Consider the following 25,528-nt stretch of genomic DNA (forward strand, 5'->3'; position numbering starts at 1 on the left):
AGTCTTCTAAATTAAATAAAAAAGAGCTTGAGACTATTCTAAATGTATTTGTGAAAAAAGCGCAATAATAAATTCTAAAAATAAAAATGCCTTTAAGAGTGTAAATTTTTAGAGGCAGTTTTTGTTATAAATATGATGATCTTAATTTCTACTTTTATCAATTTTATCTGTTTCTCTCAAATAAAATTTTAAGTTTTTTTGAGTGAGTTTGTCGTAACCCTCTTCTTCAATACTTTCCAATTGAGCTTTAATAAATTTGTCCTTTTTCGTTTTTAATAAATAATCTCTCATCGAAATGATCTCGGTTGCCATATAGATTTCCCTTTTCAAGTAAGTTGCAATATTTTCTTTATTACCTACACAGCCCATTTGGTATTTCATAATAAGTGGATTATCAGTATAGAATTTATAAATTTCCAAAAACCTTTTATCATTTCTTTTAAGAAGTTCTTGGCTTGAATATAATCTTAAAGAATTGCTTCCATTTTTAGCAAAGAAATAGAGCTCATCATTCTTGGCTGTTTTAGATATTTCTTTGAAGTAACCATAAATAATACTTGACTCACCATCAATTCCCATGTGTGAAGATTCTGCATAGTCGATTGTATCTAAAGGTTTTGCTAATGCTTTTACTTTTTGAGAGATTTGAGCATTTATGAAACATAGCTGAAAGACAAGAAGAAAAACAATTTTTATTTTCATGCTATAAATATAAAAAAACTCCCCAAACAAAACGTTCAGGGAGTTTTAAATCTAATTTTTATTTACCAAAGAATATTTCGTCTTTCTTTTGTTGTTCTACATATATTTCCTGAAATTTTACAGGCATATAATTGTAAAGATCATTCCAATATTGGACTTTAGTGTGCTTTTTAAAGCTTTCAAAAGACCTTATAAAAAGGTTTTCAATCATATCTTTTACATAAGGATTTCCTTTTTTGTAAATGAATTCCATCAGTTTAATATGATGTCCTATGATATTGATCTTAGATTCTAATAAAAGGTCTTTCAGATAATTGATGGTCGCCTGTATTACTCCGGCAAAATTATTTTGTTTTGATAATTGAGTGATCTCACTTCTGATTGATGGATAGAAAAATTTTAAATACTCTACAGCCATTTTTTGGTTAATAGTTTGCATTTGCACATTCATCATAATTAATATTTTTCGAATACTTCTATTGCCGCGAAAACCGTACCAAACTTATAAGCAGGCGGCAAAAACAAATACACCTATTATGATGGCAATATGAGTTGCCAATATTTCCATATTGTGTCTGGAATTAGACTTTTTCCATTGTTTCCAGTCGAATTCTTTTCTGATTTTTGTCTTCATAACTTTAACTTTTTTGTAATAAAATGGGTGAAATATGTAATGAAAATTTTACATTCCATGTTTATAAATCTGTTTTGAATAAATTTTCTGCAAGTCAATAGAAATATGACTAAAAATAACTTTTCTGTATTCCTCATTACAAAATGTGGTAAAATTGTCAAGAGAATAAATAAAAGTGCTTTCTACGGCGTTTTTTAGCTTTAAATCGCCGTTTCTGTAGATGTCATCCATCTTTTGTAAGCTTTTAAATAAAAGATTTCTGTCGTTTTGGCGGATCATGTTTTTAATACGATCCGTAAAAGTCTGGATAACACTGTAAGAATTTTGACTTTTATTGTTTTCCAATTCATTTTGAATGTCGGGAACCACATCTGTAATTTCCTGAGCAGCTTGTAAATAATTCATATTACTATTGATTTTGATCTAAAAATTTAATGAAAACACCAAAAATAAAGACGACCAAAAAAGCGATCAATATAAGATGATAAGGCTTTAACCATTTTGGTGTTTTTGGTCCTTTGCTTTTTAATCTTCTTAGTGTATCCAATCTGTTTAATGTCTTTAAGTCCATTTTGTATGTTTTGAAGATTAAATGCCAAATTATATTCCTTTTAATATTTATTTTATTTAAGTGTTTTAAAATCAACGTTTTGTGTGTTTTTTAATTAAAATTTTAAAGCAAAAAAGCCTGTCAAAATGATAAGGTTTTTATCAGAATGAAATGATGGTCATTGTTTGATTTTATTAATATCTTTGCAGTCCATAAAAATCAAAAGATGTTTTCAAAAATAGTAGTACACAGAGTCGGAAATAAAATCAACGGAGAGTCTTTAATACTTTCTCAGGAAGAATTGCAGTTGGAAGAAGGGATGGCAGAATCGCTTGAAGATTACTTTTTAGGGTCTTTTAAGTCTGAGGAAACATTTAATTTTTACAGTGATACCTATTTGGTAAATAATCATGTTTTCAGTTCTGTATCTGAAATTTTTGACGATAAAGCCAAGTTTCTTTGGGAAGCCGAAAATATTGCGAAGCATCTTTTTGAAGTTGCCGAAAACCCAAGAGTTATGGGAGGAGAATTATTTATCGTTTACTTTGAAGACGATAGAGAAGGTGATGAAAAAGTAGATAAGATCGGGATTTTTAAAACCGAAAAAAGAGAGCCATTCTTAAAAATAGCTCCTCAAGGCGACAGTTTTGATATTGAAAAAGACTTGGGAATTGGCTTGTCAAAAATTGATAAAGCTGCTTTAATCTACAATAATCATAAAGAAACCGGATATGTACTTTCTGTGGTTGATAATAACAAAAACGGAGATATGTATTACTGGTTTGAGGATTTTTTAAAGGTAAAACAACGTGATGATGAATATTTTCACACGCAGGAAGCCTTAATGGTTTACAAAGATTATATCACCAAACAACTTCCTCAGGAATTTGAGGTTTCTAAAGCAGATCAGGCAGATTTCTTAAATAAATCAATTAATTTCTTCAAAGAAAAAGAAGAGTTTAAGTTGGACGAATTTGCAGCTGAAGTTTTAGGAGACGAACACGTGATCGAAAGTTTTAATAATTTTAAAACAGATTACGAACAGGATATGCAGATCAATATTGCGGAAGAATTTCCGATCAGTGAAGCAGCTGTTAAAAAGACGCAGAGACATTTCAAGAGTATCATTAAACTAGATAAAAACTTCCACATCTATATCCACGGCGACCGTCAGAAACTGGCTACCGGAGAAGATGAAAAAGGGAAATATTATATGCTGTATTTCGATAAAGAAGTTTAAAAAAACGATATAAAAATTCACTAAACCTTATAGGTTTCAAAAACCTATAAGGTTTGATAAAATGATATTTTAAATCAGATTATCTGATTATTTTTTTCTAAAAAGCAAAGCTCTGTTATACTCATAATTCATTCTGGCGATATTCAAAACAGAAATTCCTTGCGGACATTCCACTTCACAGGCTTCGGTGTTAGAGCAGTGTCCGAAATGTTCAGCATCCATTTGTTTCACCATATTTAACACACGGCTGCCTCTTTCTTCTTTTCCCTGTGGAAGTAAAACCATATGTGTGATCTTTGCAGAAGTAAATAACGCTGCACTTGCATTTTTACAGGTCGCCACACACGCTCCACAACCAATACACGCCGCAGAATCAAAAGCTTCTTCTGCAATTTGATGAGTGATCGGAATGGCCGTTGCATCAGGAGCCTGACCGGTATTAATCGATACAAAACCACCGGAAGAAATAATTCTGTCAAACGCAGAACGGTCTACTTTTAAATCTTTTTTCACCGGAAAAGCTTCAGCACGAAAAGGCTCAATCAAAACAGTTTCTCCGTCTTTGAAAGAACGTAAATGAAGCTGACAGGTTGTTGTATTTTTTAAAGGTCCGTGAGCCAATCCGCTGATCATCATTCCGCATTGTCCGCAGATTCCTTCACGGCAATCGTGATCGAATTCTACGGGTTCGTCGCCTTCAATGATCAATTTTTCATTCAAGGTGTCGAGCATTTCCAGAAAAGACATGTGAGGATTTAATGCTGTTAAATCATAATTCACCAGTTTTCCTTCACTCTGATTATCTTTCTGTCTCCATATTTTAAGGTGTAAATCCATAATTTCTGTGTTTGGGTAGTAATTAAACTATTGTGATTTTTAACACATAAGTCACATGAGATTTAAGAAGTTTCATATTAAACTTAAAATATCTAATGTGTTAAAATCTTTTGAATCTTTTGTGGTTAAAAAAGGTACTTTTTATCAAAATTTTATTTATAACTTCTTACGGTTGGCTGTATTTCTTCAAAAATCAAAGGTTCTTTAATCAATTCAGGCTCGTTGCTTTCACCTTTCCAAGCCCAGGCTGAGATAAATTGAAATTCTGAATCATTCCTCAAAGCTTCTCCATCCGCAGTTTGGTATTCTTCACGGAAATGCGCTCCGCAGGACTCATTTCGGGTTAAAGCATCATAGCACATAAGTTCACCAATTTCAAAATAATCGGCAACTCGACCTGCTTTTTCCAGTTCGGTGTTCATCGTGTCACCTTGTCCGGAAACTTTGACATCTTTATAAAATTCCTGTTTCAGTTTTCGGATCTCTTGGATGGCATATTCTAAACCTTCTTTATTTCGGGCTAAACCGCAATAGTCGTATAACAGTTTTCCTAAGGTTTTATGAAAATGATCAACGGTTTTTGTTCCATTAATATTGATAAACCTCTTAATCTGTTGTTTAACTTCATTTTCAGCTTTTTCAAATTCAGTATTTTCAGTTGATATTTTTCCGGTGTGAATTTCGTTGGATAAATAATTTGCAATCGTGTAAGGGGCAATAAAATAACCATCAACGGAGGCTTGAAGCAAAGAATTTGCGCCTAATCGATTGGCTCCGTGATCCGCAAAATTAGCTTCACCCAAAGCAAATAATCCGGGAATTGTTGTCATTAATTCATAATCAACCCAAAGTCCACCCATCGAAAAGTGCGCGGAAGGAGATATCATCATGGGTTCCTGATAGGCATCATATCCTGTAATTTTAAGATACATATCAAACAAATTTCCATATTTCTCCTGAATTTTTTCTTTTCCCTGTTCGTTGATCGCTTTAGAAAAATCAAGATAGACCGCATTTTTTAACGGACCGATTCCGAAACCTGCATCAATTCTTTCTTTAGCAGCTCTTGACGAAATATCTCTAGGAGCTAAATTTCCGAAAGCCGGATATCTTCGTTCCAAATAATAATCTCTTTCGTTTTCCGGAATATCATTCGCTTTTCTGGTTTCATTTTCTTTTAAAGGAACCCAGATTCTGCCGTCATTTCGTAAAGATTCAGACATCAAGGTTAATTTTGACTGATAATCTCCAGACTGCGGCAGTGAAGTAGGATGCACCTGAATCCAGCTTGGAGAAGCCATCAACGCACCTTTTTTATGAGCCCGCCAAATCGCAGAACCGTTGCAACCCATCGCCAATGTCGATAAATAGTAAATTTTGCCATAACCGCCCGTTGCCAACACTACGGCGTGGGCGGCATGACTTTCAATGTCTCCTGTGTCCAAATTCCTGACGATAATTCCTCTGGCTTTTCCGTCAATCATAACCAAATCCAGCATTTCATGTCTTGAAAATAATTGCACGCTTCCTTTTCCGACTTGTCGCATCAAAGTTTGGTAAGATCCCAATAACAATTGTTGTCCGGTTTGTCCTCGTGCATAAAAAGTCCGGCTTACCTGAACACCTCCGAAAGAACGGTTATTCAGATATCCTCCATATTCTCTTCCAAACGGAACGCCTTGTGCAACGGCCTGATCGATGAGGTTTAAAGAGCATTCTGCCATTCTGTAAACGTTGGCCTCACGTGCTCTGAAGTCGCCACCTTTTAACGTATCAACAAACATTCTGTAAACGCTGTCGCCATCATTTTTATAATTTTTGGCCGCATTTACACCGCCTTGTGCCGCAACAGAATGGGCTCTCCTTGGACTATCCTGAAAACAGAATGATTTCACATTATAGCCCATTTCTCCCAATGAGGCAGCGATTGAACTTCCGGCTAACCCTGTTCCTACGACAATAACGTCAAGTTTTTTTCGGTTTGCGGGGTTTACGAGTTTGGCTTTCTTTTTATAGTTATCCCATTTCTGTTCTAATGGTCCTTCCGGTATTTTTGAATCTAAAATCATAGTTTCTCAATTTAATTGGCGGTGAAGAATACATAAATTGGCATCAAAGCAAATCCAACACTGATGATGATTGAATACGCTATTCCAACGGTTTTAAACCAATTCACAAACTTCGGATGAAATAATCCCAAAGTTCTGATGGCGCTGTAAATCCCATGGATCAGGTGATAGCACAACGCAACCATTGATAACACATAAATGATGACATACCACCATTCTTTAAAAACAGTTACCACAAGAATATAGAGATCTTTATTTCCATTTTCATCCAAAGGGGGATTTCCGAATTTGTAGATATACCAGAAATTCTGAAAATGAATCACCAGAAAAATTAATAATAATGTTCCCAGAATTCCCATATTTCGGGAAGCCCATTTGCTGGCTCTTCCTCTTCTGTCGGATTGGTAATTTCCGCCTGATTTTTTATTTTTTAACGTAATGATAAGTCCATCAACTGCATGAAGAATAATACTTGCATACAAAACATAGGAAACGATTTTAATGATAATGTTTCCCGATAAAAAATGTGAGTAGGCATTAAATTGTAAATGTGCCTGCTCCTGCGGTAAAAACAGCTGAAGATTTCCCAAGAAATGGATCAACAGAAAGAAGGCCAGGAATAAACCTGTAAGACACATCAGCATTTTTCTTGATAAGGTAGACAGCATATTTTTTTGATTTTTAATTTTAATTAATGGCTGGATGTGGGAAGTAGGAGGCTGGGAGTTTATAAAAAGTGAAACTACTATGCGTTAACAAAACCTCTAGCTTCCTACTTCCATCTTCCCGCGTTTTAATAATATCCTAGCACTTTCATCCAAAGACCGCCCACTCCCATATAAATAATGAGTAAGACAATTCCTATTTCCAAACCTCGGAGCCACCAAGCTTTCAATTCAACATATCCACTTCCGAAGAAAACCGGAGCCGGACCATGACCATAATGCGTCAAAACGCCATAAATTGAACCTAAGAAGCCGAGCATCATTGCCAACAGCATCGGAGGAATTCCTACGGCAACTCCAACTCCTAATAAAGCGGCATACATTGCTGCAACGTGAGCGGTGGCACTCGCAAAAATATAATGACTGAAGAAGTAAACAATAATAATCACCGGAAAGGCCACGTACCAAATTAATCCACCGATTTTAGCTTTAATCAGATCACTGAACCATCCGATAAACCCGAGTTCGTTGAGTGAACTGGCCATCATTACCAGAACTGCAAACCAAACGATCGTATCCCAAGCTCCTTTTTCTGCTTTTACGTCTTCCCAAGTCAATACTGAGGTTAATAAAAGTAGAGTTAAGCCAATAAAAGCAGTGGTTGTAGCATCAATTGATAAGGCTCCACCAAAGATCCAAAGGGCTAATAAAATGAAGAAAGCCAAGAGCATCAACCATTCATTTTTAGAAATTGGTCCCATTTCTTTTAACTTTTGGGCAGCCATTTTTGGAGCATCACCTGTTTTTTTCAATTCAGGTGGATACAATTTATATAAAACCAAAGGAACAACGAAAAATGCAACTAATCCGGGTACAAAACCGGCAGCAGCCCAAGACATCCAAGTGATGTTGATTCCTAAATTGGCAGCGAATTTCTGACACATCGGGTTACTTGCTGTTCCGGTCAAGAACATGGAAGATGAGATCAGATTCATGTAATAACTATTGAGTGTTAAAAACGATCCGAGTTTTCTATGGGTTTCAGGTTTTTCAGGCACGGAATCAAAACTGATGGCCATAGATTTCATGATGGGATAAATAATTCCGCCACCCCTTGCTGTGTTACTTGGGATTGCGGGAGCCAAACAAACGTCTGCCAAACCTAATCCGTAAGCGAGCCCTAAAGAACTTTTACCAAAAATTCTGATAAATAAAAAGGCAATTCTGTTTCCTAAACCTGTTTTGATAAATCCTCTTGCAATAAAGAATGAAATCCCGATCAGCCAGATTACTTTGTCTCCAAATCCTGAAAGTGCTTTTGTGATTGATTTTCCTGCATCTCCCGGAGCTACGACTTGAGTAAGCGCTGTAAAACCAATAGCCATCATACACATTGTTCCCATTGGAGCTGCTTTTAAGATAATTCCTAAAATGGTGGCTGCGAAAATGGCAAATAAATGCCAAGCATTTTCCGCAACGCCTTCCGGTGCAGGAATAAACCATATGATAAGGGCAACAGCAAAGGTGATTGCTATGGCTTTAATATTAATTTCTTTCATAATAGTCAGTTTTAATGATTAAAATCTACTCTGTACCTGAACAATGAATAGATTATTATTGTATTGTGTGGTGTTGGCAATGCTGTGTTTGTATCGGTCGAATTGTACACCCAACTGAATTCTTGCTCCGTAATTTTTCAGGAATTCAAGCCCAAACATTGGAGTGATCGTCTGTCTTGGATTTGAATTTAATCTGAAATTAGTATCCAAATACTCATATCGACAAGACAATTCGAAGGCACTTAAATTTCTGTGATTGATTTCATACCGCAAATTGGGAAGAAAGTAAGCTCCTCGAATTAAGTATTCATCGGGGTTGTCGGGTCTGATTTCTGGCGCAACGGCAAAATACAAAGGGTGATTGGTTCCCTGTTTTCCTTCCAATTGCATGTCAAGGCTCCATTTTGAACCAAAATTGACCAGTGAATTGAAATCAACTCCTACAGCATATATTTTTTTGCCGAAAACCTCACCAATACCTCCGTTTATGCCTAAATTAAGATTGTATTTTTTAGCTAAACCAAAAACCAGTCTTGTAGAGTATTGTTTTCCGTCATCATTATCATTGACCTGATTTTTCCCGTTTCCATTAACAACTGAGACTGCGTATTGAAAAGGGATTTTACCTAATTCAAGCTGTCCTGTTGCGGAAATTCCGATCTGGAAGCTCGTCCAGCCTAGTTTTCCGAATTCTGTGTATTGATTTGACCAGTCCAACGATTTAATGATGTCGATAGGATAGGTTTCCTCAATACCGAACCAAGGTCTGAATTGTCCGACTGTAAAAGCTAATTTTGGGTTAAAAGTGTATTTTAAATAAGCATTTTCGAGAACTCTGCTTTTGGGATCATTTTTGAAATCAGCTAAATTGGCCAAAGCAACAACTTCCGTACGCTTGCTGATCTGCGCCCGAACCTGAACCCTCATGTATTTCACCATGAAATTATTATTGGTTCCCGAGCCGTCATTATGATGAAGTCCGTTTACATCCACATCTTTATTCATACCAACCAGATATCTTGCCTGAAAAAGACCTTTGATCTGAAGTTGAGGATATTTTACATTGTCTTCCGTTTCTTGTTTGGAGTGAAGAGAGTCCTGAGTCTGGGCATTTGCTGAAAAATAAAACAGCATAAGACAAATCAGGATATTCATTTTTTTTGTTGAAAAAAAAGTCATAGAATTTGTGTTTGTGAGTAATATTATCTTTTTAAGCTAAGAATCTGAAGCTTACTGATCAGAGTTCTTTTTGTGAGGAAGTAAAGGGGAAGTTTTTCATATAATATTTTTTTAGATTTAAGTGAAAATTAATCTTGAATTCTAATTTTATAATCAATGATTTCTAAATGTATTCTTGATTTGGTGATATAAATTTAATGATTTTTGTTTAATTAACATAAAATTTTCAAAGTATAATATGAAATTCATGTGAATAATCAGTTATGATGAAGTTAGAATAATTATTAGATATTTTTTTAGTATATCATTAGTGAAAAGGGTTTTAAAAAGTGAATAATGAAAATGTTTTTATGCTGATTTAAAGGTGTTTTATGGATGCTATCCTCTGCATTAACGATGTTTTAACGTTTTCAATATTTGATACCACATAGTAATATCGCTTTAAAAATTTCGTTATATTTGATAGATTAAAGAATTATATGAATTTTGTAGATTGTCATGAAGAGCCCATACATATTCCTGGGTATATACAAAGTTTTGGGTATCTGATTGGCATTGATGTAGAATCTCATTCCATTACTTTTTTTAGTCAGAATATTTCCAACATTTTCAGTATTGAGAATGTTGAATTTCTTTATGGTAAAAAAATAAATGACTTTCCTGAAAGCTTTAAAAGTATCATAGATTCTGATATTTATGATTCATTGCATAAGTTTACAAGAAGGGAGAACGAAACGTATTTTGATAAAATTTTCGTTGGCGAAAAGGAGTATCATTTTTCTGTTTTCAGAAGTAAAAACCATATTTTTCTTGAATTTGAAGAAGTTTTAGAAAACCCGAACAAACGTATTTCGAATAAATACGATAATTTTTACATCATTGATAGTGCGCAGGAAATTTGGGAGCAATTATTGAGTACACTTTCAAAAATTGTGAATTATGACCGGATGATGGTGTATAAATTCATGCTAGACGGTTCAGGAAAGGTAATTGCAGAAAGAAGAAATGAAAATTTAGAAAGCTATTTGGGGCTTCATTATCCCGAATCTGATATTCCGAGACAGGCGAGGGAATTATACATGAAAAAAAGGAAGAGGATTTTTAGTGATGTATATTCTGAAACCATTCCGATTTTTAGCAAAACAAAACAAAATATAGATCTTACATTTACCGGATCTCGCGGTATGTCGCCTATTCATGGGCAGTATATCAAGAATTCCGGAGCGTCTTCAAGTTTTAGCGTTTCTATTATTATCGATGATAAACTTTGGGGACTGGTAACGTGTCAAAATTCGGAAGCGAAACACATTGATCTTGAAGACAGGGTACAGGCAGGTATTTTTACGGCTTTGGCTTCCAATGCCTATTCATCATTTAAATCTAAAAAAGAGCTTGAGTTCCGTATAAGTTTGGAAGGAAAATCGTCTTATTTGAAATCGGATTTTCTGAGACATAATACGTTATTTGATTCTTTAGTTGAAAATAAAAAGGATATAAGAGAATTGCCTGAAGCTGATGGTTTGATCATTGTTTCGGATGAAGATATTGTTACGGATGGCATTACGCCCGAACGTTCTGTGATTGGAAAAATCATTCATTGGGCACATGAAAATACACAGGAAAGTCTGTACGTAAATCGTAGTTTCCTTAAAGAATACGGTGAGGAATTAGGCTTGAACGAAAATGCAGCAGGAATCATCATTTATTTTATTGAAAGAAGTAAAAACGAAATGCTGATCTGGTTCCGAAAAGAGTTTGATGAACATATCAACTGGGCCGGAAATCCCGAAAAACAGATTGGTGTTTTCTCGCAAAACGGCGAAGAAAGGCATATTATTTCTCCGAGAACTTCTTTTCAGGCTTTCACAGAAAATATTAAAGGAAATTCAAGAAGGTGGAGTTCAAGGAACATCAGCGCGGTACAGGCCGTTCGTGATGTGATTCTTGAAACTTCCCATAAACAATACAACGCGATCAAAGAATTGAATAATCAGTTGAGAAAAGTGAATGAAGAGCTTGATAGTTTTTCGTACACGATTTCTCATGATCTAGGAACACCTTTGACCGTGATGAAGCTTAATGCGCAAATGCTTCTTTCTAATTTTGAAAAAACAGATAAGAATAAAAATAAACTGACTTCCATCATCGAAGAAATTGACGGAATGGCAGAAATGATGCACGATGTTCTGCAACTGAGCCGAGCAAAACACAGCGAAATCGAACTTGAAATAGTACAGCCGGCAAATACTATTAAAAAGATCTCTGATAATGCTAAAATCACTTTTGAAAGTCCGGGAACTGAGATCATCATTAAAGATTGTCCTGAGGTATTGGCAGATAAAACGATGATGCATCAGGTATTTTTAAATATCATTAATAACGCAGTGAAATATTCCTCACAACAAGATCTTCCAAGGGTTGAGATTGCAGGATTTGAAGGGGGTGAAAACATTATTTACAAAATTTCAGATAACGGGATCGGGATTCCTGAAGAGGATAAACACAAGATGTTTAAAATTTTCAACAGAATGGATAATGCGAAAAAATTTAAAGGAAATGGAGTAGGACTTTCCATTGTTCACAGGATTATGAACAGAATTGGAGGAAATGTTGATTATGAAAGCAATAAAGATGGTACAAGTTTTATTTTAACGTTCAAAAAGCCTTAAATTTGGGAAACTTTTAAAACCTCATTATGGTCTCTGAATATCTTAAACAAAACACCGCAGAATATCACGATGCTGCCGAGAAACTTTTTAATTCTGACAAAATTTTTAACAAGGTTTTCACTTTAGAAGATTATAAAAAAATTATCAATACCAATTATTTGATGTTGCTTCATTCTGAAGACAAGATATTCAGCAATCTTTCTGATAAATTTTCTGAGAAACTTCAGTTGGATCAAAGAAAAAAACTTCCTCTTATCGAGAAAGATCTTCAAAATTTATCATTAGAAAATCAAAATGCGTCTCATGATCTTGAATTCAGCAACGATTATGAGGCTTTAGGAGCAATGTACGTGATCGAAGGTTCTACTTTAGGTGGAAATGTGATTGCAAAACAGCTTTCTAAAACGGAAGGTTTTGATAAGGTAACCTTTAATTTCTTCGGATGTTATCAGGAAAATACAGGGTCGATGTGGAAGAGTTTCAAAGAAGTTTTAGATACGGAAGTTACGGAGGAAAATTATAACGAAGTGTTATCAGGTGCTAAAAAATTATATACGTTTTTACTAAACGTAAATTAAGATCATCCAAAAAATCTAAATGTTACATTGTAGATAATAAGCCTGTTTAAGCGCATCATGAAAGGCAAATAAGAACATATAAGTTCAAAAAATATTTGATTTTTATTCTTTTGCAGATTTGTGTTTTCAAAATAGATAAACTTGAAACAGTTTAATAATAGCTTTTGTTTTTTTACGGTTAAAATAAAAAATTTTAACCAAGTACAATATAAACTCATGAAAAATTGCTCAATTTTTCAGGAATTGTTAAATTTGGGAGTCAAAAAATTGAAACTAAACAACAAATAAATTTAAATAAGTATACATTATGAAAGTAACTGTAGTAGGTGCAGGCGCTGTAGGAGCGAGTTGTGCAGAATACATCGCAATGAAAGACTTCTGTTCAGAAGTAGTTTTAGTAGACATTAAAGAAGGATTTGCGGAAGGTAAAGCAATGGATTTGATGCAGACAGCATCTCTTAACGGATTCGATACCAAAATTACCGGAACAACAGGAGATTACAGCAAAACTGCAGGTTCTCATGTAGCGGTTATCACTTCAGGGATTCCTAGAAAACCTGGAATGACAAGAGAAGAATTAATAGGTATCAACGTAGGAATCGTAAAAGACGTTACTGCAAACCTGGTAAAACATTCTCCGGAAGTAATCATCATCGTGGTTTCTAACCCAATGGATACTATGGCGTATTTGGTACACAAAACTTCAGGACTTCCTAAGCACAAGATCATCGGTATGGGTGGTGCTTTAGATTCTGCAAGATTCCAGTACAGATTGGCTGAAGCTTTAGAAGCTCCGATTTCTGACGTAAACGGAATGGTAATCGCTGCTCACAGTGATACAGGAATGCTTCCTCTATTGAGCAAGGCTACAAGAAACGGAGTTCCTGTAACTGAATTCCTTGACGAAGAGCAACAAAAATATGTAATCGAAGAAACTAAAGTAGGAGGTGCTACTCTTACTAAATTATTAGGAACTTCTGCTTGGTATGCGCCAGGTGCGGCTGTTTCTGTAATGGTTCAGGCAATTGCATGCGACCAGAAGAAAATGATCCCTTGTTCATTAATGCTTGAAGGTGAATACGGTCAAAACGATATCTGTCTTGGTGTTCCTGCTATCATCGGGAAAAACGGGGTAGAAAAGATCGTTAACATCACATTGACTGCTGACGAGCAATTGAAATTCGCTGAAGCTGCCAATGCAGTAAGAGAAGTGAATGGTGATTTGAAGTTTTAATTATCGAACTTTATATATTGAAACCGCGCCCGAAGGGCGCGGTTTTTATTTGTATTATTCAGTGAAAAATTAATTTCTAGTTTTTGCTCTTCTAGTTTTTTAGCGGTTTTAAAAACTTGAAGCATATATAGGTTTATTTTGAAGTGATTTTATATATTCTTTTCCATTCATGAATAGGTTGGGAGAAAGAAACTGAATAATTTTGGCTGGCAATACCAATATTGAATCCTGAACTTACAACAACACTTAAAATATCCTCCTCTTTATCATAAACATTGCTGTTAATGAATGTTTCCACTGCTTTTCTGAGCTCAGGGTTGTTGGTGTTATTTTCTAGATTATCTTCAGATTTCAAATTTTTATTTACTTTACTGAATATGGTGTAAGTTAAACGTTTATTTTCTGAATTGTCTAATAGATTATAATTCATCGTAATGCTTGCATTTGAAATATGATCCTGATTTGAAATCTCTTCATATACAGGAACCAATTTTTGAAGTTGCGTATTACTATTTAAACTATAGATTGAAGTTGCCATAACAATCAAAAATATTCCTCCTGTAATATAAAAAGAAAGTTTTTTTATGGTAGGCATGAAAGAAACTTCATTATTCCTATATTCCTGAACAACATATGTTTTCACAACAATATCGTGTAAGGACTGTCGTGTTTCTTTATTAAAGATATAAAATACTATGATCCCAAGACCAACAGTAAAAATGATGATTCCCTGAATGATTGAAATAATTGAAAATGTATGTGAGCCCGGAATTTTAAATCCATTCAGAAAAAAGGGTGTTGTATAAACCAATGCTCTGATAAAAGAAGTTTTTAAACTGACAGGGTTTCCGCTGATATCACTAACCTGAATGCTCATCATTTTCTTACCAAAAGTTTGCCCATTATGAAGATTAGAATTTAGGATTGAAAAGTAAGCTAGTGAAATGAACCATCCGATTAATTTTGCATTTTCTCCCAGTGAAATAAAGAAGTTGTTGAAAATCAGACCTAATATATATCCGAATACTCCAAGAATTAGAGAGTCGATTAACAATGCCCAGATTCTTGACCAAAATTTGGATAGAAATAAATTATTTTCCATGTTTTTTTGCTTTTAAGATGGCAAATGTAATGAAAGGTTTTAATAATACTCTATACTGTTTTCAAAATACTGCCATTTGATCCCAAACGATTGGTAGTAATAGATAATAGCATAAATCTTAATTAAAAGACTGCCTAAACTCCAACGGCGAAACATTAGTCTTATTCTTAAACAATTTGCTGAAAGACTGTGGATGCTCAAATCCTAATTCATACGCAATTTCGCTCACAGACAATTGAGTGGTCGATAATTTTTCCTTTGCTTTTTCGATCAGTTTTTCGTGAATATGCTGTTGAGTGCTTTGTCCGGTTAAAACTTTTAACAATCCGGTTAAATAGCTTGCCGAAACATTCAATTGATTGGCAACAAATTGTACCGAAGGAAGGCCTTTTGTGATCAGATCTTCATTATTAAAATAATCGGCTAATAATTTTTCTAATGAATCAAGAATTTTATGATTGGAAATTTTTCTTGTAATGAATTGTCTTTGATAAAAGCGTTCAGCGTAATTCAACAACGTTTCAATCTGAGAAATAATAATATTTTGACTGAATTGATCAATATTCGAATGATATTCGTTTTGAATATTCTGGACAACATTTTTAACTACATCTTCTTCCTTTTCGGAAAGAAATAAAGCTTCTTTCACGGAATAATTAAAATATTCATATTGCTTAATGGTTTTGGTTAAAGAAGTATTCCAGAAAAAATCGGGATGAATAAGTAAGATCCACCCCGTATGTTTTGCCTGTAAAGTTGTATCCGGATCAAGAGTAATCCCAAAAACCTGCCCGGGAGCCATAAAAAACATTACGCCTTCATCAAAATCATATTCCTGCTGACCGTATTTTATTTTCGCATTCGAAGTTCTTTTGATAGAGATTGAATAAAAATCTAAAATCCAGCTCAGTTCTTTAATATCAGGATCATGACTGATCGTGCTGTAATCTATAACACTGATAAGCGGATGCTCAGGTTTCGGAAGTCCACGGAATTGGTGGAATTCACTGATGGTTTTGAGTCTGATAGGCTGTTTCATTGCTACTAAGTTAATTATTTTCGGAGATTTCGACATCGGAAAATGGAGCGTTAAGAAAATTAGAATTTAATCGGTTAAAAAATTCCCATTGTTTGAAGTGCAAGACGAATTTAGAATCGAAGACCTGATAATGAATTCGCACAAGTTTTGGGAATTTTAGGATTAAGTTTTAATTTTTAGCGGAAGTTTCCAAGTCTTGAATTTTTGTTTCTTTTGTTTCAAGACAAAAGAAAATTAGCTACTTTGATATAATTTGGCAAAATCCTTAGCAAAATCCTTTACTTTAACATTTCCTAAAACAGGTCTGTTTTTATAATAATCTTCATATAAAACTCCGTTTCCTCTGGCTGTGTTCATTTCTACAAAACCTTCAGCTGTTTTGGGATTCATTCCGGCATTGATCATACCGTTTAATAAATCTTCATCAGCAACTGTTAACCATTTCAGTTCGGGATTTCCGATGGCTTCACCTAGAGTTTTTGCAATTTCATTGGGTGAAATTTCTTCACTTGCAATGTAACGAACTTCTCTTCCGTTAAACGGTTTCTCGATCTCTTCTGCAATGACAGAGGCAATATCCAATGGCGAAACCCAAGGTTCTTTTTCATTTCCACCATAGTTTTGGATAATCAAATTCTGTGATTTAATAGTCGGAATAAAAGAATACATATTGTAATAAAAGCCAACCGGACGCATAAATTTAATGGAAACATCTTGTGGAAGCTCATTCAAAACCTGTTCTATATTGTAATGAAAGGCAAGAATGCCGTTTCCGTTTGGAAGATGGGCTCCAATACTGCTGAGGTGAACAATGTTTTTCACTCCCGATTTTTCAAAAGCTTCTTTGTAATTTTTTCCGATCTGAGTATTAGCTTCGATAAAATCGATGTTATGATCAAAGAAAACGCCCGCATTTAATGCTTCCATGGCATAAACTATATCTGCACCTGTAAATGTTTTGGTTAAAAAATCTACATTTTCCATAGAACCAATTGCAGCTTTAGCACCCAAAGCTTCAATTTCTGGCTGTCTTTCTGTATTGGTACTTACAACAGTAACCGAATGTCCTTTGCTTACTAATTCTTTAGTCAGTGGCTTGCTGATATTTCCCAAAGAGCCTGTTACGATAATTTTCATTTTAACTTGTTTTTTATTGAAACAAAATTCCGTAATTTCTGATGAGCAGATGTAGCCGAATCTACTTTTTGTGTAGTCAAAAAAAACAGCTCCATCATTTTTGATAGAGCTTATTTATTTTTTTAACCAAACTCGAGTTAATTATTAAAAGTAGCAAAAGCCCCTTCTGTAGATGCGAAGAAATTGTTGTAGACTAAATCTGTATCTCCTACACGAACTTCATAAATGTTTTCCTGAAGTGCTTTTACAAGGTCACTGGCAACATCAGAAGCCGGAATCCCGTTTTCTTTACCTCCAATTTCTGCGGAGAAATCTGTGGCAACTAAGGGCGGCATCAATTCAAAAACTTTTACATTGGTATCTTTTGCCAATTCGTATCTCAACAATCTGGTGTGAGAGTGAAGCGCTGCTTTCGAATCCGAATACGTTGGTAGATGAGATCCGGGAACAAGACCAACAATTGATGAAACATTTACGATTGCCGCTTCATTTTGTTCTTTTAACAGAGGAAGAAATTTTTCTGAGAGTCTGATTGGCGCGAAATAATTGGTTGTAAATTCTGCCAATGCTTTATCATGTGCATTTCCATCGTTCGCAATATTGTAAACGTAGGCATTTCCTGCATTATTGATCAAAATATTCAACCCTCCGAAGGTTGTTTTTACTTCTTCGAATAATCTGCTGACATCATTTTCATTCGTAATATCAGCCTGAATTGTGAATACATTTTCTAAATCTTTCGCTGCGGTGTCTAATTTTTCTTTATTTCTTCCGACAATGATAATTTTATTTGCCGGACTTAATGCTTTTGCAATTTCTAAACCGATTCCTGAACCTCCGCCAGTAATTAAGATTGTGTTGCCTGTAATGTTCATAATAATTTGTTTTTGTTTAATTTATATTAAATTTTAATTTTGTACTATTTGGTACAAAATATGATAAAAAATATTTAATCGAGTAATTTTAAGTTAAGTTCAATGATTGATGTAAGAATTTTGTCTGAATTTTCCATGCGTTTTGTAACATGAATTCCGTTCCAGAGATTGGTAAGATGCCAGGCTAAAATTTCAGGATTTTCAGAGCTTTTCATTTGTCCGCTTTTCTGAGCTTTATTGATAACTTCAGCAAAAAGGTTTTGTAAATTTTTTAAAATTTCTGCTGATATTTTTTTTATTTCATCGTCTTTTTCAGAAAGCTGAACCAATGCATTTCCTAAATAACATCCTCGTTCTTTATCGCAGTCGGAGCCGTTGGCTAATCCTAAAAATAAATGTTTGATAAATTCTATTTCGTTGTCAGAATTTGCAATTCCGTCAGTTAATTTTTGATGAAAACTATCTGAAAACTGTTTAATGGAGCGAAGATATAATTCCTGTTTTCCACCTTTGAAAGCCAGATAAAAACTTCCTTTTCCGATTCCCATGGCATTCAATAATTCTTCTGCAGAGGCTGTATCGTAGCCTTTGTTTTTGAAAACCTCAGTCGCTTTTTCAATTGCCTGATTTTCGTCGAATATTTTTGGTCTGCCTGCCATTTCTTTATTTTGATGAGACAAAGGTATATAACTGTACCAATTAGTACAAAATTAAATTTCAAATACCTTTTATAGTTTTTGTCGATAAAGTTTAAATAAGAACTTCGTAACTCATAAACAAAGCCGTTTCTGAGGAGTCATTATAGAGTTTTGTATTAATTCCTGTGAAATGAAAACCTGCTTTCTGATAAAATTTGATTGCGGGATAATTGGTGCTTTGGGTTTCCAGTTCTACAATTCGGCATTTCAATTCTCTTGCTTTTCGGTTGACACTTTTAATCAATAATCTTCCGATATTTTGTCCTCGAAAATTTTCACTAATCAATATATTTTCGATAAAAAGACTGTTGTTCCATTCTCTTAAATTGCAGATGACCCAGCCAACCAATTCATTATTTTCAAAGGCTCCGAAAGAATGTCCTTGCTCAATAATTGTATTGAGTTCGTTAATATCCTCAGCGTTTGTTTCCCAAGTTTTGTTATAATGTTGATTTTTTTCTCTTAAACTGAATTCAAAAGTATTCCCGATTTCGATGCTTGAAATGGAGAAAATTTTATCGGTTTCATATCCGTTGAAGCCCCAATTGGATGTTGGGTTGGAGGTGAGTTTTTCTAGTTTTTTGATCTTTATCATTAAAGCAGATAAGATTTTAGTTGATAATCAAATTTTTTTTAATGTATATAAATAAAATCTAAGCTTCAAAATTAATCAAAATTTCACATCCCAAAACTTTCAAAACACGTAAATTTGCTCTCAACAAAAATTTACTAGATGCTTAGGAAAATTTCAATTGCGGCAGCAACTTTTCTGTCAGTAGTTACAATCAATGCTCAGAAGAATAAAAATTCTCAATTAGAAAGACCGAAATTAGTTGTTGGTCTGGTGGTAGATCAAATGCGTTGGGATTATTTGTATCGTTTTTACAACAAGTTTGGCAACGACGGTTTCAAAAGATTATTGGGTACTGGCTACTCATTAAATAATGTTCATATTCCTTACGTTCCTACGGTTACGGCTTTGGGACATACTTCTATTTATACAGGCTCTGTTCCGGCGATTCACGGGATTGCAGGAAATGACTGGAATGATAAAGAGACAGGTAAAAATGTATATTGTACAACGGATGAAAGCGTTCAGCCTGTTGGTACTACCAATGTAAAAGTAGGAAGTCATTCTCCGAAAAATCTTTGGTCAACAACCGTGACGGACGAGTTAAGATTAGCAACCAACTTTCAAGGAAAAGTGATCGGAGTTTCTTTAAAAGACCGTGCCTCAATTCTTCCTGCAGGACACACTCCGAACGGTGCTTTCTGGTTTGACGATTCTACAGGAGATTTCATCACGAGTACCTGGTATATGAATGATTTACCGCAATGGGTGAAATCTTTCAATGCTCAGGATTTACCGGGAAAATTGGTTGCAAATGGTTGGAATACCTTACTTCCGATCAATCAATATACAGAAAGTTCACCGGATAATTCTTCTTGGGAAGGGCTTTTGGGAAGTTCAAAAACACCTACTTTTCCTTACAGTAATTTAGCAAAAGATTATCAGGAGAAAAAAGATAACATCCGTTACACACCTTTCGGGAATACGCTTACTTTAAAGTTGGCAGAAGCTTCTGTAGAAGGAGAAAAATTAGGAGGTGATGCAATTACAGACTTTTTAGCAATCAATTTAGCTTCAACAGATTATGCGGGTCATAAATTCGGGCCAAATTCTATTGAAGTTGAAGATGTCTATTTAAGATTAGATCAGGATCTGGCTCAGTTTTTCAGTTATTTGGATTCGAAAGTTGGAAAAGGGGAGTACACCGTTTTCCTTTCTGCCGACCATGGTGGAGCGCATTCTGTGGGCTTCCTGCAAGAACATAAGATTACCACAGGTTTCTTCGGTGAAGGAATGGAAAAAGATATTAATGATAAACTGAAAGCAAAATTCGGAGTTGATAAACTGATTAATGCTGTTGATAATTACCAGGTTTATTTCGATAGAAAATTATTGAATGACAATAAACTTGAACTAGATAACGTAATAGATTTTACCGTTAAAGAACTGGAAAAAGATCCTACGGTTTTATACGCAGTTTCCGTGACGAAGGTGGCTCAGTCTTCTATTCCGGAGCCTATCAAACAAAGAATTATTAATGGAATCAACAGACAGAGAAGTGGAGATATTCAATTAATTTCTCATGATTCTATGCTTCCTCCGTATGCAAAAACAGGAACTACACACAGTGTTTGGAATTCTTATGATGCACACATTCCATTGATTTTTATGGGTTGGGGAATTCAGCACGGAGAAAGTAATAAGCCGTATTTTATGACGGATATTGCGCCTACCGTTTCTTCTTTATTGAAAATTCAGTTCCCAAGCGGAAATGTCGGAAATCCGATTACTGAAGTTATCGGAAGATAATTTTAGGTTAAATATAAAAGAAAAACTCGCAATTACTGCGAGTTTTTTTTGTGGAGTTTAGAATATTTGTATGAAGCTTGTTTCAGAAAATATTCTACTTTGGTAATACTGTTCAATTAGTATTTATGATTTAATAAGCTTTTGAATTTCTCTCTGATAATTTTTGTTTTGTCTTCTTATTTTAAGGCTTAAATATAAAAATAATGCTATCAGAATCATGCTGTTAGAAACAACTGCGACGGTAAGATAGTTGTAATGATTTTTGATCTCAGTGCTTTTTTTTACCGTTTCCTTGTTGTGATTGTTGATGGAATGATTGATGGAAGTCAGCTCATTCTGCTCTCTTTTAAAGCGCATATCAAAATACTTTTTATTGTAAGTCTGATAGAGATCTGGTCTTCCAATGGCGAGATAGTTTTCAGACATTTCTTTATAAATTCCTTCGTTTAGGACAAGATCGCCTGTATTTTCACAGAGATTTTCTGCTTTTAGTAAAAGATTTAAAGCGATTTCATTTTCATTCCTTTGTTTATGCATTTCGGCCAGACCTTTTAATGCAAATGCTTCTAAACTTTTGGCATTGCTTTTTTGAGCATAATTAATAGATTCCAGGAAGGCAGACTTGGCTTTTTCTATCTGATTAAGGTTGATGTAGCAATATCCAATGTTGTAGTATACCACACTCATATTGGCAAACGAGTTTTTTTTAACCTTTACTTTTTCGAAATTTTTAATTGAGATCAGGAATTTTTCAAGTGCAATTTCAGAATTGGACTGGCTTTTATAAATCATTCCCCGAATGGCATAACTTCTGGCTGTTTCAAACAATTTTTCGGAAACGCTGTCGGGTAGTTTTTCGAGAAGAATATCAACTTCATTGAGGGTTTCAAGGCTTTTACTGAACAATTCCATCTGCTGATATTGTATCGCTACAGAAACCAAAACGTTGACCTGCAGCTTGGGATCATTTGTTTTTTGAGCCAGTTCTTTAGCTTTTAAGGTATATTGAAGCGATTCGTCAAAGTTTCTTTTGGCAATATTTGCGGTAGAAAGCAGTAAATAAATGGTAATAGATTTATTAATATCTTTTTCCTTTTTCAGGAGATTTTTTGCGATAGTTATTGCTTTTTCAGGGTTGTCAAAAATTTCCAGACGTGCTTTTTTCATCAGGGAATCATCAGAAATTTTTTGTCCGTGAACAGAAATCTGACAAATCAAAAAAGTGAATACAAGTATTTTTAAAACTAATTTCATGATGCTCGGTTTTTACTGATTTCCTGAATATAAACATTGGGAGACATTCCTGTCACGGATTTAAAAACGGTCGTAAACGCACTGTGAGAAGAGAATCCCGAAAACTCTGCAAGATAACTTACTTTATAATTAAGATAAGTAGGATCTGTTTTTAATAAGTGAGCAATGTGGTTGATTCTTAATTCGTTAATGTATCCGTTGAAGTTTTTTCCTTTGGTAGTATTAATGACCTCAGAAAGATATTTGGTATTAACTCCCATTTGTGCAGAAAGCATCGAAAGTGACATGTTTTTGTTTAAATATCGATCTGTGTGTTCCCAATCTTCCAGTTTTTGCAGAATTTCGTGTTCTTTTTCTTTTGAAATTTTATTGGAATCTTTTTCAATAACTTTATCAGTAATAATGACCGGCTTCTCTGGTTTTGGAATAGTTATATGAATGGTTTGTTCCCATTTTTTCTGTTTTTCAAAGAAATCGAGCTGCTTTTTAAGGTCTTTATTTCTTCTGGTTGCAATTAAAAAATAGGAAATTAAACTGATGATAATTAATGAGATAACTGTTGTTAATGTCCAGAATTTCTTTGATTCATTTTTTTCTTGGAATTCAAGATTTTGGCTTTGATGATTTTCAACCAATTTTACAATATATCGAATTCCTTCTTTTGTATTAGAATCTAATTTTGTTTTCAGATCAATATAAAGTTTGTTGTAATAATGGTATTTTTCGTCGTTGTGAAGCGCCAGATAGCTTTTGGCTAAAGACTCATAAATTTTAATTTTCAATCCGTTGTAAGGAATGTTTTCAATCTTCAATAATCCTTTTTCTAGGTTCTGAATTGATGAATTATAGTCTTCTTTGAGGAAGAAATAACGTGACAAATTTTCATAAGCAAGTGCGTAGCGAAAAGTGCTATTTTCTTGATTATTAATGTTATAAATCGTTTTTTCAAGTAGTTTTTTTGAATCTTCCAATTTATTTTGCCTCATTAGATATGATGAGCGGAAGATTTTATTTTCAGTTCCGATGATTTTGTTTTCCTCATTTTTATCATTGATAAACTGATCACTTTTATCGAGTTTCTCTAATGCTGAAACGTAATTTCTATTAATACCGAAATTAATAGCCTGAAGCTGATATAATTTTGCAATCGTAATTTTTATTTTAGGATTTTCGCTTTTCTTAAATAATTTATTGTCAGACAGTAGGTTAGAGATGATTTCCTGAGACTGATTGTAAAGATCTAAATTCTGATACTGATCAGCAAGATTATAATCTCCAAACATCTGCATAAAGAAAGAAAAGCTTTCATTTTCTCCACTTTCTTTTTGGCTTAAGATGTTCACAGACTGTACGTAATCTCCTTTCATAGCGTATGCTTGGGAGATTATATTTTGCAATACAATCTTGTGTTCAATGCTCTGATCGCTGATGAGAAGACTTTGTGAATAACTGATACAGTCATCAGGATTTTGATATAATTTCTGAAAAGCTTTATCCACTAAAATATTAAAATCCGGGCTCGACTGTCCGTTTACAAAAACTGAAAAGAGTAGCAGGATCAATAGCAGGACGTTATTTTTTAGCATTTTTTTGATCAATGATTTGTTTTTTATAGGCTTTTTTTCAATCTTATTGTAATTTGTCCTCAAAATAAAATTTTTATATAAGTTTGTTTTTTAGAGATTTAAATATTTAATTCTTTTAAATTTCACGAATTATGTAAGTCATTTTCTTTTCAATGAGTAAATATAATATTAATATTGTTTCCACCAATTCAAAATATTAAATCCAAAGAAATCCAAAGAAATATGAAAAATATTTATAAAATTTCAATGAAAGCATTGTATGCTTGTTCTTTGTTTGGCTTTTCGGTGGCTGATGCACAGCTCACAGTGATGGCAACAGGTAATTATACTGTTGGCGGTATTTCTGATAACAGAATCGTAAGTATGCACACGAGCGGTGGAGGTATTTTTAAATGGGATGCTGTAAACGGGATAGTTCAGATCGGGACATTAGCCAACGGCTATCCTGCAGCAGGAAGAACGCTTATTTCCAGCGACGGAACAAAGGTTGGTTCTTCAGCTACAAATGCAGCGACAAGTTTTAATGAAATCTCAACCTATAATGTAACAAATTCTACCTGGACGAATCAGGGCGGGCTTGTTCCTACCGGGTGGGATGGGAGTGTAAGTTCAACTTGGGGAATGACACCAGACGGTAATACAATTGTAGGCTTGGGCTGGATTTCTGCAGCAAGCGCGCATGCCGTAAAATGGAATGCTCAGAATGGAGTAGTAGATCTTGGAAGCATGATCTCAGGAAGTAGCTCAAGAGCAAATGCTGTAAATACAGACGGAACTGTAATCGTTGGTTGGCAAGACGAATTTGACGGAACCAGAAGTGGTGCAAAATGGGTAAACGGAGTAGAAAGTTTTATTAAAGATAATAATGGCGATAATGTAGGGGAGGCCGGAGATGTTTCGGCAGACGGAAATACGATTATCGGAACAGGTTATCCAGAACCTTATGTTTGGAACAGTGTGTCCGGACTTACATACATAACACATCCTAATTCCTCCGCTTTCTTCAGAGGTGGTGCGACCGGAATATCAGCTAACGGACAAATAGTGATTGGCTTTTTAGGCCTTTCCCCGGACCGCCCATGACTGGAGAAGGCTTTATATGGACTCAGGCAGGAGGACGTGTTAATTTAAATGATTATGCTACATCGGTAGGTGTCAATACACAAGGGGTAACGATGTCTCTTCCGCTGGCAATATCTGAGGACGGAAAAAAGATTGCAGGAATAGGAATGAATTCTGCAAGTCAGACGGTTGCTTTTTATCTTCAGCTTCCGGATGAAATTCTTGCAACGAATGAGATCGTTAAAAATAAAATAAATGCATCAGTTTATCCTAATCCGGTAAAAGATATTCTTTACATAAAAGGAGCCGGTAAAATTGAAAAAGCAGAAGTATACAATATGGTCGGTCAAAAAGTAATATCATTAAACTCCGTACAAGATAAGGTTGACGTAGCATCCTTATCGAAAGGGAATTATGTATTACAAATATTTGTGAAAGGGGAAGTTTCGCAGAGTTATAAATTCATAAAAGAGTAAAGT

General features: G+C 34.5%; 24 protein-coding genes. 7 read left to right on the forward strand and 17 right to left on the reverse strand.

Annotation, left to right across the window (positions count from 1 at the left end; translation table 11 throughout):
• Window positions 1-141: 141 nt before the first annotated feature.
• From BT156_RS06150 to BT156_RS06160, 4 genes are read right to left on the reverse strand one after another with little or no spacing between them, the layout of a single operon-like run.
• Window positions 142-702, reverse strand: coding sequence for a hypothetical protein (locus BT156_RS06150; RefSeq protein WP_072408213.1), 561 nt, complete (start codon window positions 700-702; stop codon window positions 142-144).
• A gap of 58 nt (window positions 703-760) precedes the next feature.
• Window positions 761-1,156 carry a DUF7674 family protein gene (locus BT156_RS06155; RefSeq protein WP_072408215.1) on the reverse strand — a complete coding sequence of 132 codons (396 nt, stop codon included), beginning with the start codon at window positions 1,154-1,156 and terminating at the stop codon, window positions 761-763.
• Between the two features lie 48 nt (window positions 1,157-1,204).
• Window positions 1,205-1,336 carry a hypothetical protein gene (locus BT156_RS22470; protein WP_262484299.1) on the reverse strand — a complete coding sequence of 44 codons (132 nt, stop codon included), beginning with the start codon at window positions 1,334-1,336 and terminating at the stop codon, window positions 1,205-1,207.
• A 48-nt stretch (window positions 1,337-1,384) separates the two neighbouring features.
• Window positions 1,385-1,741, reverse strand: coding sequence for a DUF7674 family protein (locus tag BT156_RS06160; RefSeq protein ID WP_072408217.1), 357 nt, complete (start codon window positions 1,739-1,741; stop codon window positions 1,385-1,387).
• 371 nt (window positions 1,742-2,112) lie between these two features.
• Here BT156_RS06160 and BT156_RS06170 point away from each other — a divergent pair, with 371 nt between their 5' ends.
• Entirely contained in the window at window positions 2,113-3,126 is a 1,014-nt protein-coding gene (locus BT156_RS06170) for a nucleoid-associated protein (RefSeq protein WP_072408221.1), read from the forward strand.
• Window positions 3,127-3,213: 87 nt separating this feature from the next.
• Here the strand turns inward: BT156_RS06170 and BT156_RS06175 are convergent, their stop codons facing one another.
• The 5 genes from BT156_RS06175 to BT156_RS06195 all read right to left on the reverse strand — a co-directional run bounded on the left by BT156_RS06175 (window position 3,214) and on the right by BT156_RS06195 (window position 9,435).
• The gene (locus BT156_RS06175; RefSeq protein WP_072408223.1) at window positions 3,214-3,963 is read right to left on the reverse strand and encodes a succinate dehydrogenase/fumarate reductase iron-sulfur subunit; all 750 of its coding nucleotides are present in this window, start codon (window positions 3,961-3,963) and stop codon (window positions 3,214-3,216) included.
• A 152-nt stretch (window positions 3,964-4,115) separates the two neighbouring features.
• Window positions 4,116-6,032, reverse strand: a complete 1,917-nt coding sequence (locus tag BT156_RS06180; protein WP_072408225.1) for a fumarate reductase/succinate dehydrogenase flavoprotein subunit — start codon at window positions 6,030-6,032, stop codon at window positions 4,116-4,118.
• 11 nt (window positions 6,033-6,043) lie between these two features.
• Window positions 6,044-6,700, reverse strand: coding sequence for a succinate dehydrogenase cytochrome b subunit (locus BT156_RS06185; RefSeq protein WP_072408227.1), 657 nt, complete (start codon window positions 6,698-6,700; stop codon window positions 6,044-6,046).
• A gap of 125 nt (window positions 6,701-6,825) precedes the next feature.
• Window positions 6,826-8,256 (reverse strand): anion permease, encoded by a 1,431-nt coding sequence (locus BT156_RS06190; protein WP_072408229.1) that lies wholly within the window; start codon window positions 8,254-8,256, stop codon window positions 6,826-6,828.
• A gap of 18 nt (window positions 8,257-8,274) precedes the next feature.
• Window positions 8,275-9,435 carry a porin gene (locus BT156_RS06195; protein WP_072408231.1) on the reverse strand — a complete coding sequence of 387 codons (1,161 nt, stop codon included), beginning with the start codon at window positions 9,433-9,435 and terminating at the stop codon, window positions 8,275-8,277.
• 479 nt (window positions 9,436-9,914) lie between these two features.
• Here BT156_RS06195 and BT156_RS06200 point away from each other — a divergent pair, with 479 nt between their 5' ends.
• From BT156_RS06200 to BT156_RS06210, 3 genes are all read left to right on the forward strand, one after another.
• Window positions 9,915-12,104: an ATP-binding protein gene (locus tag BT156_RS06200; RefSeq protein ID WP_072408233.1), complete on the forward strand. Its 2,190-nt coding sequence runs from the start codon at window positions 9,915-9,917 to the stop codon at window positions 12,102-12,104.
• A 26-nt stretch (window positions 12,105-12,130) separates the two neighbouring features.
• Window positions 12,131-12,682: a biliverdin-producing heme oxygenase gene (locus BT156_RS06205; protein WP_072408235.1), complete on the forward strand. Its 552-nt coding sequence runs from the start codon at window positions 12,131-12,133 to the stop codon at window positions 12,680-12,682.
• A gap of 307 nt (window positions 12,683-12,989) precedes the next feature.
• Window positions 12,990-13,916, forward strand: a complete 927-nt coding sequence (locus tag BT156_RS06210; RefSeq protein ID WP_072408237.1) for a malate dehydrogenase — start codon at window positions 12,990-12,992, stop codon at window positions 13,914-13,916.
• A 133-nt stretch (window positions 13,917-14,049) separates the two neighbouring features.
• Here BT156_RS06210 and BT156_RS06215 read toward each other — a convergent pair whose 3' ends face one another.
• The 6 genes from BT156_RS06215 to BT156_RS06240 form a co-directional block, all read right to left on the reverse strand.
• Window positions 14,050-15,018 carry an RDD family protein gene (locus tag BT156_RS06215; protein ID WP_072408239.1) on the reverse strand — a complete coding sequence of 323 codons (969 nt, stop codon included), beginning with the start codon at window positions 15,016-15,018 and terminating at the stop codon, window positions 14,050-14,052.
• 118 nt (window positions 15,019-15,136) lie between these two features.
• A complete protein-coding gene (locus tag BT156_RS06220; protein WP_072408415.1) occupies window positions 15,137-16,057 on the reverse strand; it encodes a helix-turn-helix domain-containing protein in 921 nt (306 codons plus the stop codon).
• A 234-nt stretch (window positions 16,058-16,291) separates the two neighbouring features.
• Complete coding sequence (locus BT156_RS06225; protein ID WP_072408241.1) at window positions 16,292-17,194, reverse strand: NmrA family NAD(P)-binding protein; 903 nt, start codon at window positions 17,192-17,194, stop codon at window positions 16,292-16,294.
• A 137-nt stretch (window positions 17,195-17,331) separates the two neighbouring features.
• Entirely contained in the window at window positions 17,332-18,069 is a 738-nt protein-coding gene (locus BT156_RS06230) for an SDR family oxidoreductase (RefSeq protein ID WP_072408243.1), read from the reverse strand.
• 74 nt (window positions 18,070-18,143) lie between these two features.
• Window positions 18,144-18,728 carry a TetR/AcrR family transcriptional regulator gene (locus BT156_RS06235; RefSeq protein WP_072408245.1) on the reverse strand — a complete coding sequence of 195 codons (585 nt, stop codon included), beginning with the start codon at window positions 18,726-18,728 and terminating at the stop codon, window positions 18,144-18,146.
• A 91-nt stretch (window positions 18,729-18,819) separates the two neighbouring features.
• On the reverse strand, window positions 18,820-19,362 hold the full coding sequence (locus tag BT156_RS06240; RefSeq protein ID WP_072408247.1) for a GNAT family N-acetyltransferase: 543 nt from the start codon (window positions 19,360-19,362) through the stop codon (window positions 18,820-18,822).
• Between the two features lie 138 nt (window positions 19,363-19,500).
• Between BT156_RS06240 and pafA the strand changes: the two genes are divergently transcribed.
• The gene (gene pafA, locus BT156_RS06245; protein WP_072408249.1) at window positions 19,501-21,147 is read left to right on the forward strand and encodes an alkaline phosphatase PafA; all 1,647 of its coding nucleotides are present in this window, start codon (window positions 19,501-19,503) and stop codon (window positions 21,145-21,147) included.
• Between the two features lie 123 nt (window positions 21,148-21,270).
• Here the strand turns inward: pafA and BT156_RS06250 are convergent, their stop codons facing one another.
• Both BT156_RS06250 and BT156_RS06255 read right to left on the reverse strand, forming a co-directional pair.
• Window positions 21,271-22,401, reverse strand: coding sequence for a hypothetical protein (locus BT156_RS06250; RefSeq protein WP_072408251.1), 1,131 nt, complete (start codon window positions 22,399-22,401; stop codon window positions 21,271-21,273).
• Entirely contained in the window at window positions 22,398-23,987 is a 1,590-nt protein-coding gene (locus BT156_RS06255) for a helix-turn-helix transcriptional regulator (protein ID WP_228430006.1), read from the reverse strand. The genes BT156_RS06250 and BT156_RS06255 overlap by 4 nt, the downstream gene beginning before the upstream one ends.
• Before the next feature lie 222 nt (window positions 23,988-24,209).
• Between BT156_RS06255 and BT156_RS06260 the strand changes: the two genes are divergently transcribed.
• Window positions 24,210-25,070 (forward strand): hypothetical protein, encoded by an 861-nt coding sequence (locus tag BT156_RS06260; protein ID WP_228430008.1) that lies wholly within the window; start codon window positions 24,210-24,212, stop codon window positions 25,068-25,070.
• Window positions 25,067-25,525, forward strand: a complete 459-nt coding sequence (locus BT156_RS22345) for a T9SS type A sorting domain-containing protein (RefSeq protein ID WP_228430011.1) — start codon at window positions 25,067-25,069, stop codon at window positions 25,523-25,525. Before BT156_RS06260 ends, BT156_RS22345 begins: the two co-directional genes overlap by 4 nt.
• Window positions 25,526-25,528 lie beyond the last annotated feature (3 nt).

The organism is Chryseobacterium limigenitum, assembly GCF_900114875.1.
Lineage (GTDB): Bacteria > Bacteroidota > Bacteroidia > Flavobacteriales > Weeksellaceae > Chryseobacterium > Chryseobacterium limigenitum.

Excerpts from the sequence above, each read along its gene's own strand:
- BT156_RS06190 (WP_072408229.1), bottom strand. The coding sequence starts at position 8,256 with ATGAAAGAAATTAATATTAAAGCCATAGCAATCACCTTTGCTGTTGCC.
- BT156_RS06170 (WP_072408221.1), top strand. The coding sequence starts at position 2,113 with ATGTTTTCAAAAATAGTAGTACACAGAGTCGGAAATAAAATCAACGGA.
- BT156_RS06240 (WP_072408247.1), bottom strand. The coding sequence starts at position 19,362 with ATGATAAAGATCAAAAAACTAGAAAAACTCACCTCCAACCCAACATCC.
- BT156_RS06220 (WP_072408415.1), bottom strand. The coding sequence starts at position 16,057 with ATGAAACAGCCTATCAGACTCAAAACCATCAGTGAATTCCACCAATTC.
- BT156_RS06195 (WP_072408231.1), bottom strand. The coding sequence starts at position 9,435 with ATGACTTTTTTTTCAACAAAAAAAATGAATATCCTGATTTGTCTTATG.
- BT156_RS06250 (WP_072408251.1), bottom strand. The coding sequence starts at position 22,401 with ATGAAATTAGTTTTAAAAATACTTGTATTCACTTTTTTGATTTGTCAG.
- BT156_RS06215 (WP_072408239.1), bottom strand. The coding sequence starts at position 15,018 with ATGGAAAATAATTTATTTCTATCCAAATTTTGGTCAAGAATCTGGGCA.
- BT156_RS06205 (WP_072408235.1), top strand. The coding sequence starts at position 12,131 with ATGGTCTCTGAATATCTTAAACAAAACACCGCAGAATATCACGATGCT.
- BT156_RS06230 (WP_072408243.1), bottom strand. The coding sequence starts at position 18,069 with ATGAACATTACAGGCAACACAATCTTAATTACTGGCGGAGGTTCAGGA.
- BT156_RS06155 (WP_072408215.1), bottom strand. The coding sequence starts at position 1,156 with ATGATGAATGTGCAAATGCAAACTATTAACCAAAAAATGGCTGTAGAG.
- BT156_RS22345 (WP_228430011.1), top strand. The coding sequence starts at position 25,067 with ATGACTGGAGAAGGCTTTATATGGACTCAGGCAGGAGGACGTGTTAAT.
- BT156_RS06210 (WP_072408237.1), top strand. The coding sequence starts at position 12,990 with ATGAAAGTAACTGTAGTAGGTGCAGGCGCTGTAGGAGCGAGTTGTGCA.
- pafA (WP_072408249.1), top strand. The coding sequence starts at position 19,501 with ATGCTTAGGAAAATTTCAATTGCGGCAGCAACTTTTCTGTCAGTAGTT.
- BT156_RS06235 (WP_072408245.1), bottom strand. The coding sequence starts at position 18,728 with ATGGCAGGCAGACCAAAAATATTCGACGAAAATCAGGCAATTGAAAAA.
- BT156_RS06150 (WP_072408213.1), bottom strand. The coding sequence starts at position 702 with ATGAAAATAAAAATTGTTTTTCTTCTTGTCTTTCAGCTATGTTTCATA.
- BT156_RS06175 (WP_072408223.1), bottom strand. The coding sequence starts at position 3,963 with ATGGATTTACACCTTAAAATATGGAGACAGAAAGATAATCAGAGTGAA.
- BT156_RS06225 (WP_072408241.1), bottom strand. The coding sequence starts at position 17,194 with ATGAAAATTATCGTAACAGGCTCTTTGGGAAATATCAGCAAGCCACTG.
- BT156_RS22470 (WP_262484299.1), bottom strand. The coding sequence starts at position 1,336 with ATGAAGACAAAAATCAGAAAAGAATTCGACTGGAAACAATGGAAAAAG.
- BT156_RS06260 (WP_228430008.1), top strand. The coding sequence starts at position 24,210 with ATGAAAAATATTTATAAAATTTCAATGAAAGCATTGTATGCTTGTTCT.
- BT156_RS06160 (WP_072408217.1), bottom strand. The coding sequence starts at position 1,741 with ATGAATTATTTACAAGCTGCTCAGGAAATTACAGATGTGGTTCCCGAC.
- BT156_RS06255 (WP_228430006.1), bottom strand. The coding sequence starts at position 23,987 with ATGCTAAAAAATAACGTCCTGCTATTGATCCTGCTACTCTTTTCAGTT.
- BT156_RS06200 (WP_072408233.1), top strand. The coding sequence starts at position 9,915 with ATGAATTTTGTAGATTGTCATGAAGAGCCCATACATATTCCTGGGTAT.
- BT156_RS06180 (WP_072408225.1), bottom strand. The coding sequence starts at position 6,032 with ATGATTTTAGATTCAAAAATACCGGAAGGACCATTAGAACAGAAATGG.
- BT156_RS06185 (WP_072408227.1), bottom strand. The coding sequence starts at position 6,700 with ATGCTGTCTACCTTATCAAGAAAAATGCTGATGTGTCTTACAGGTTTA.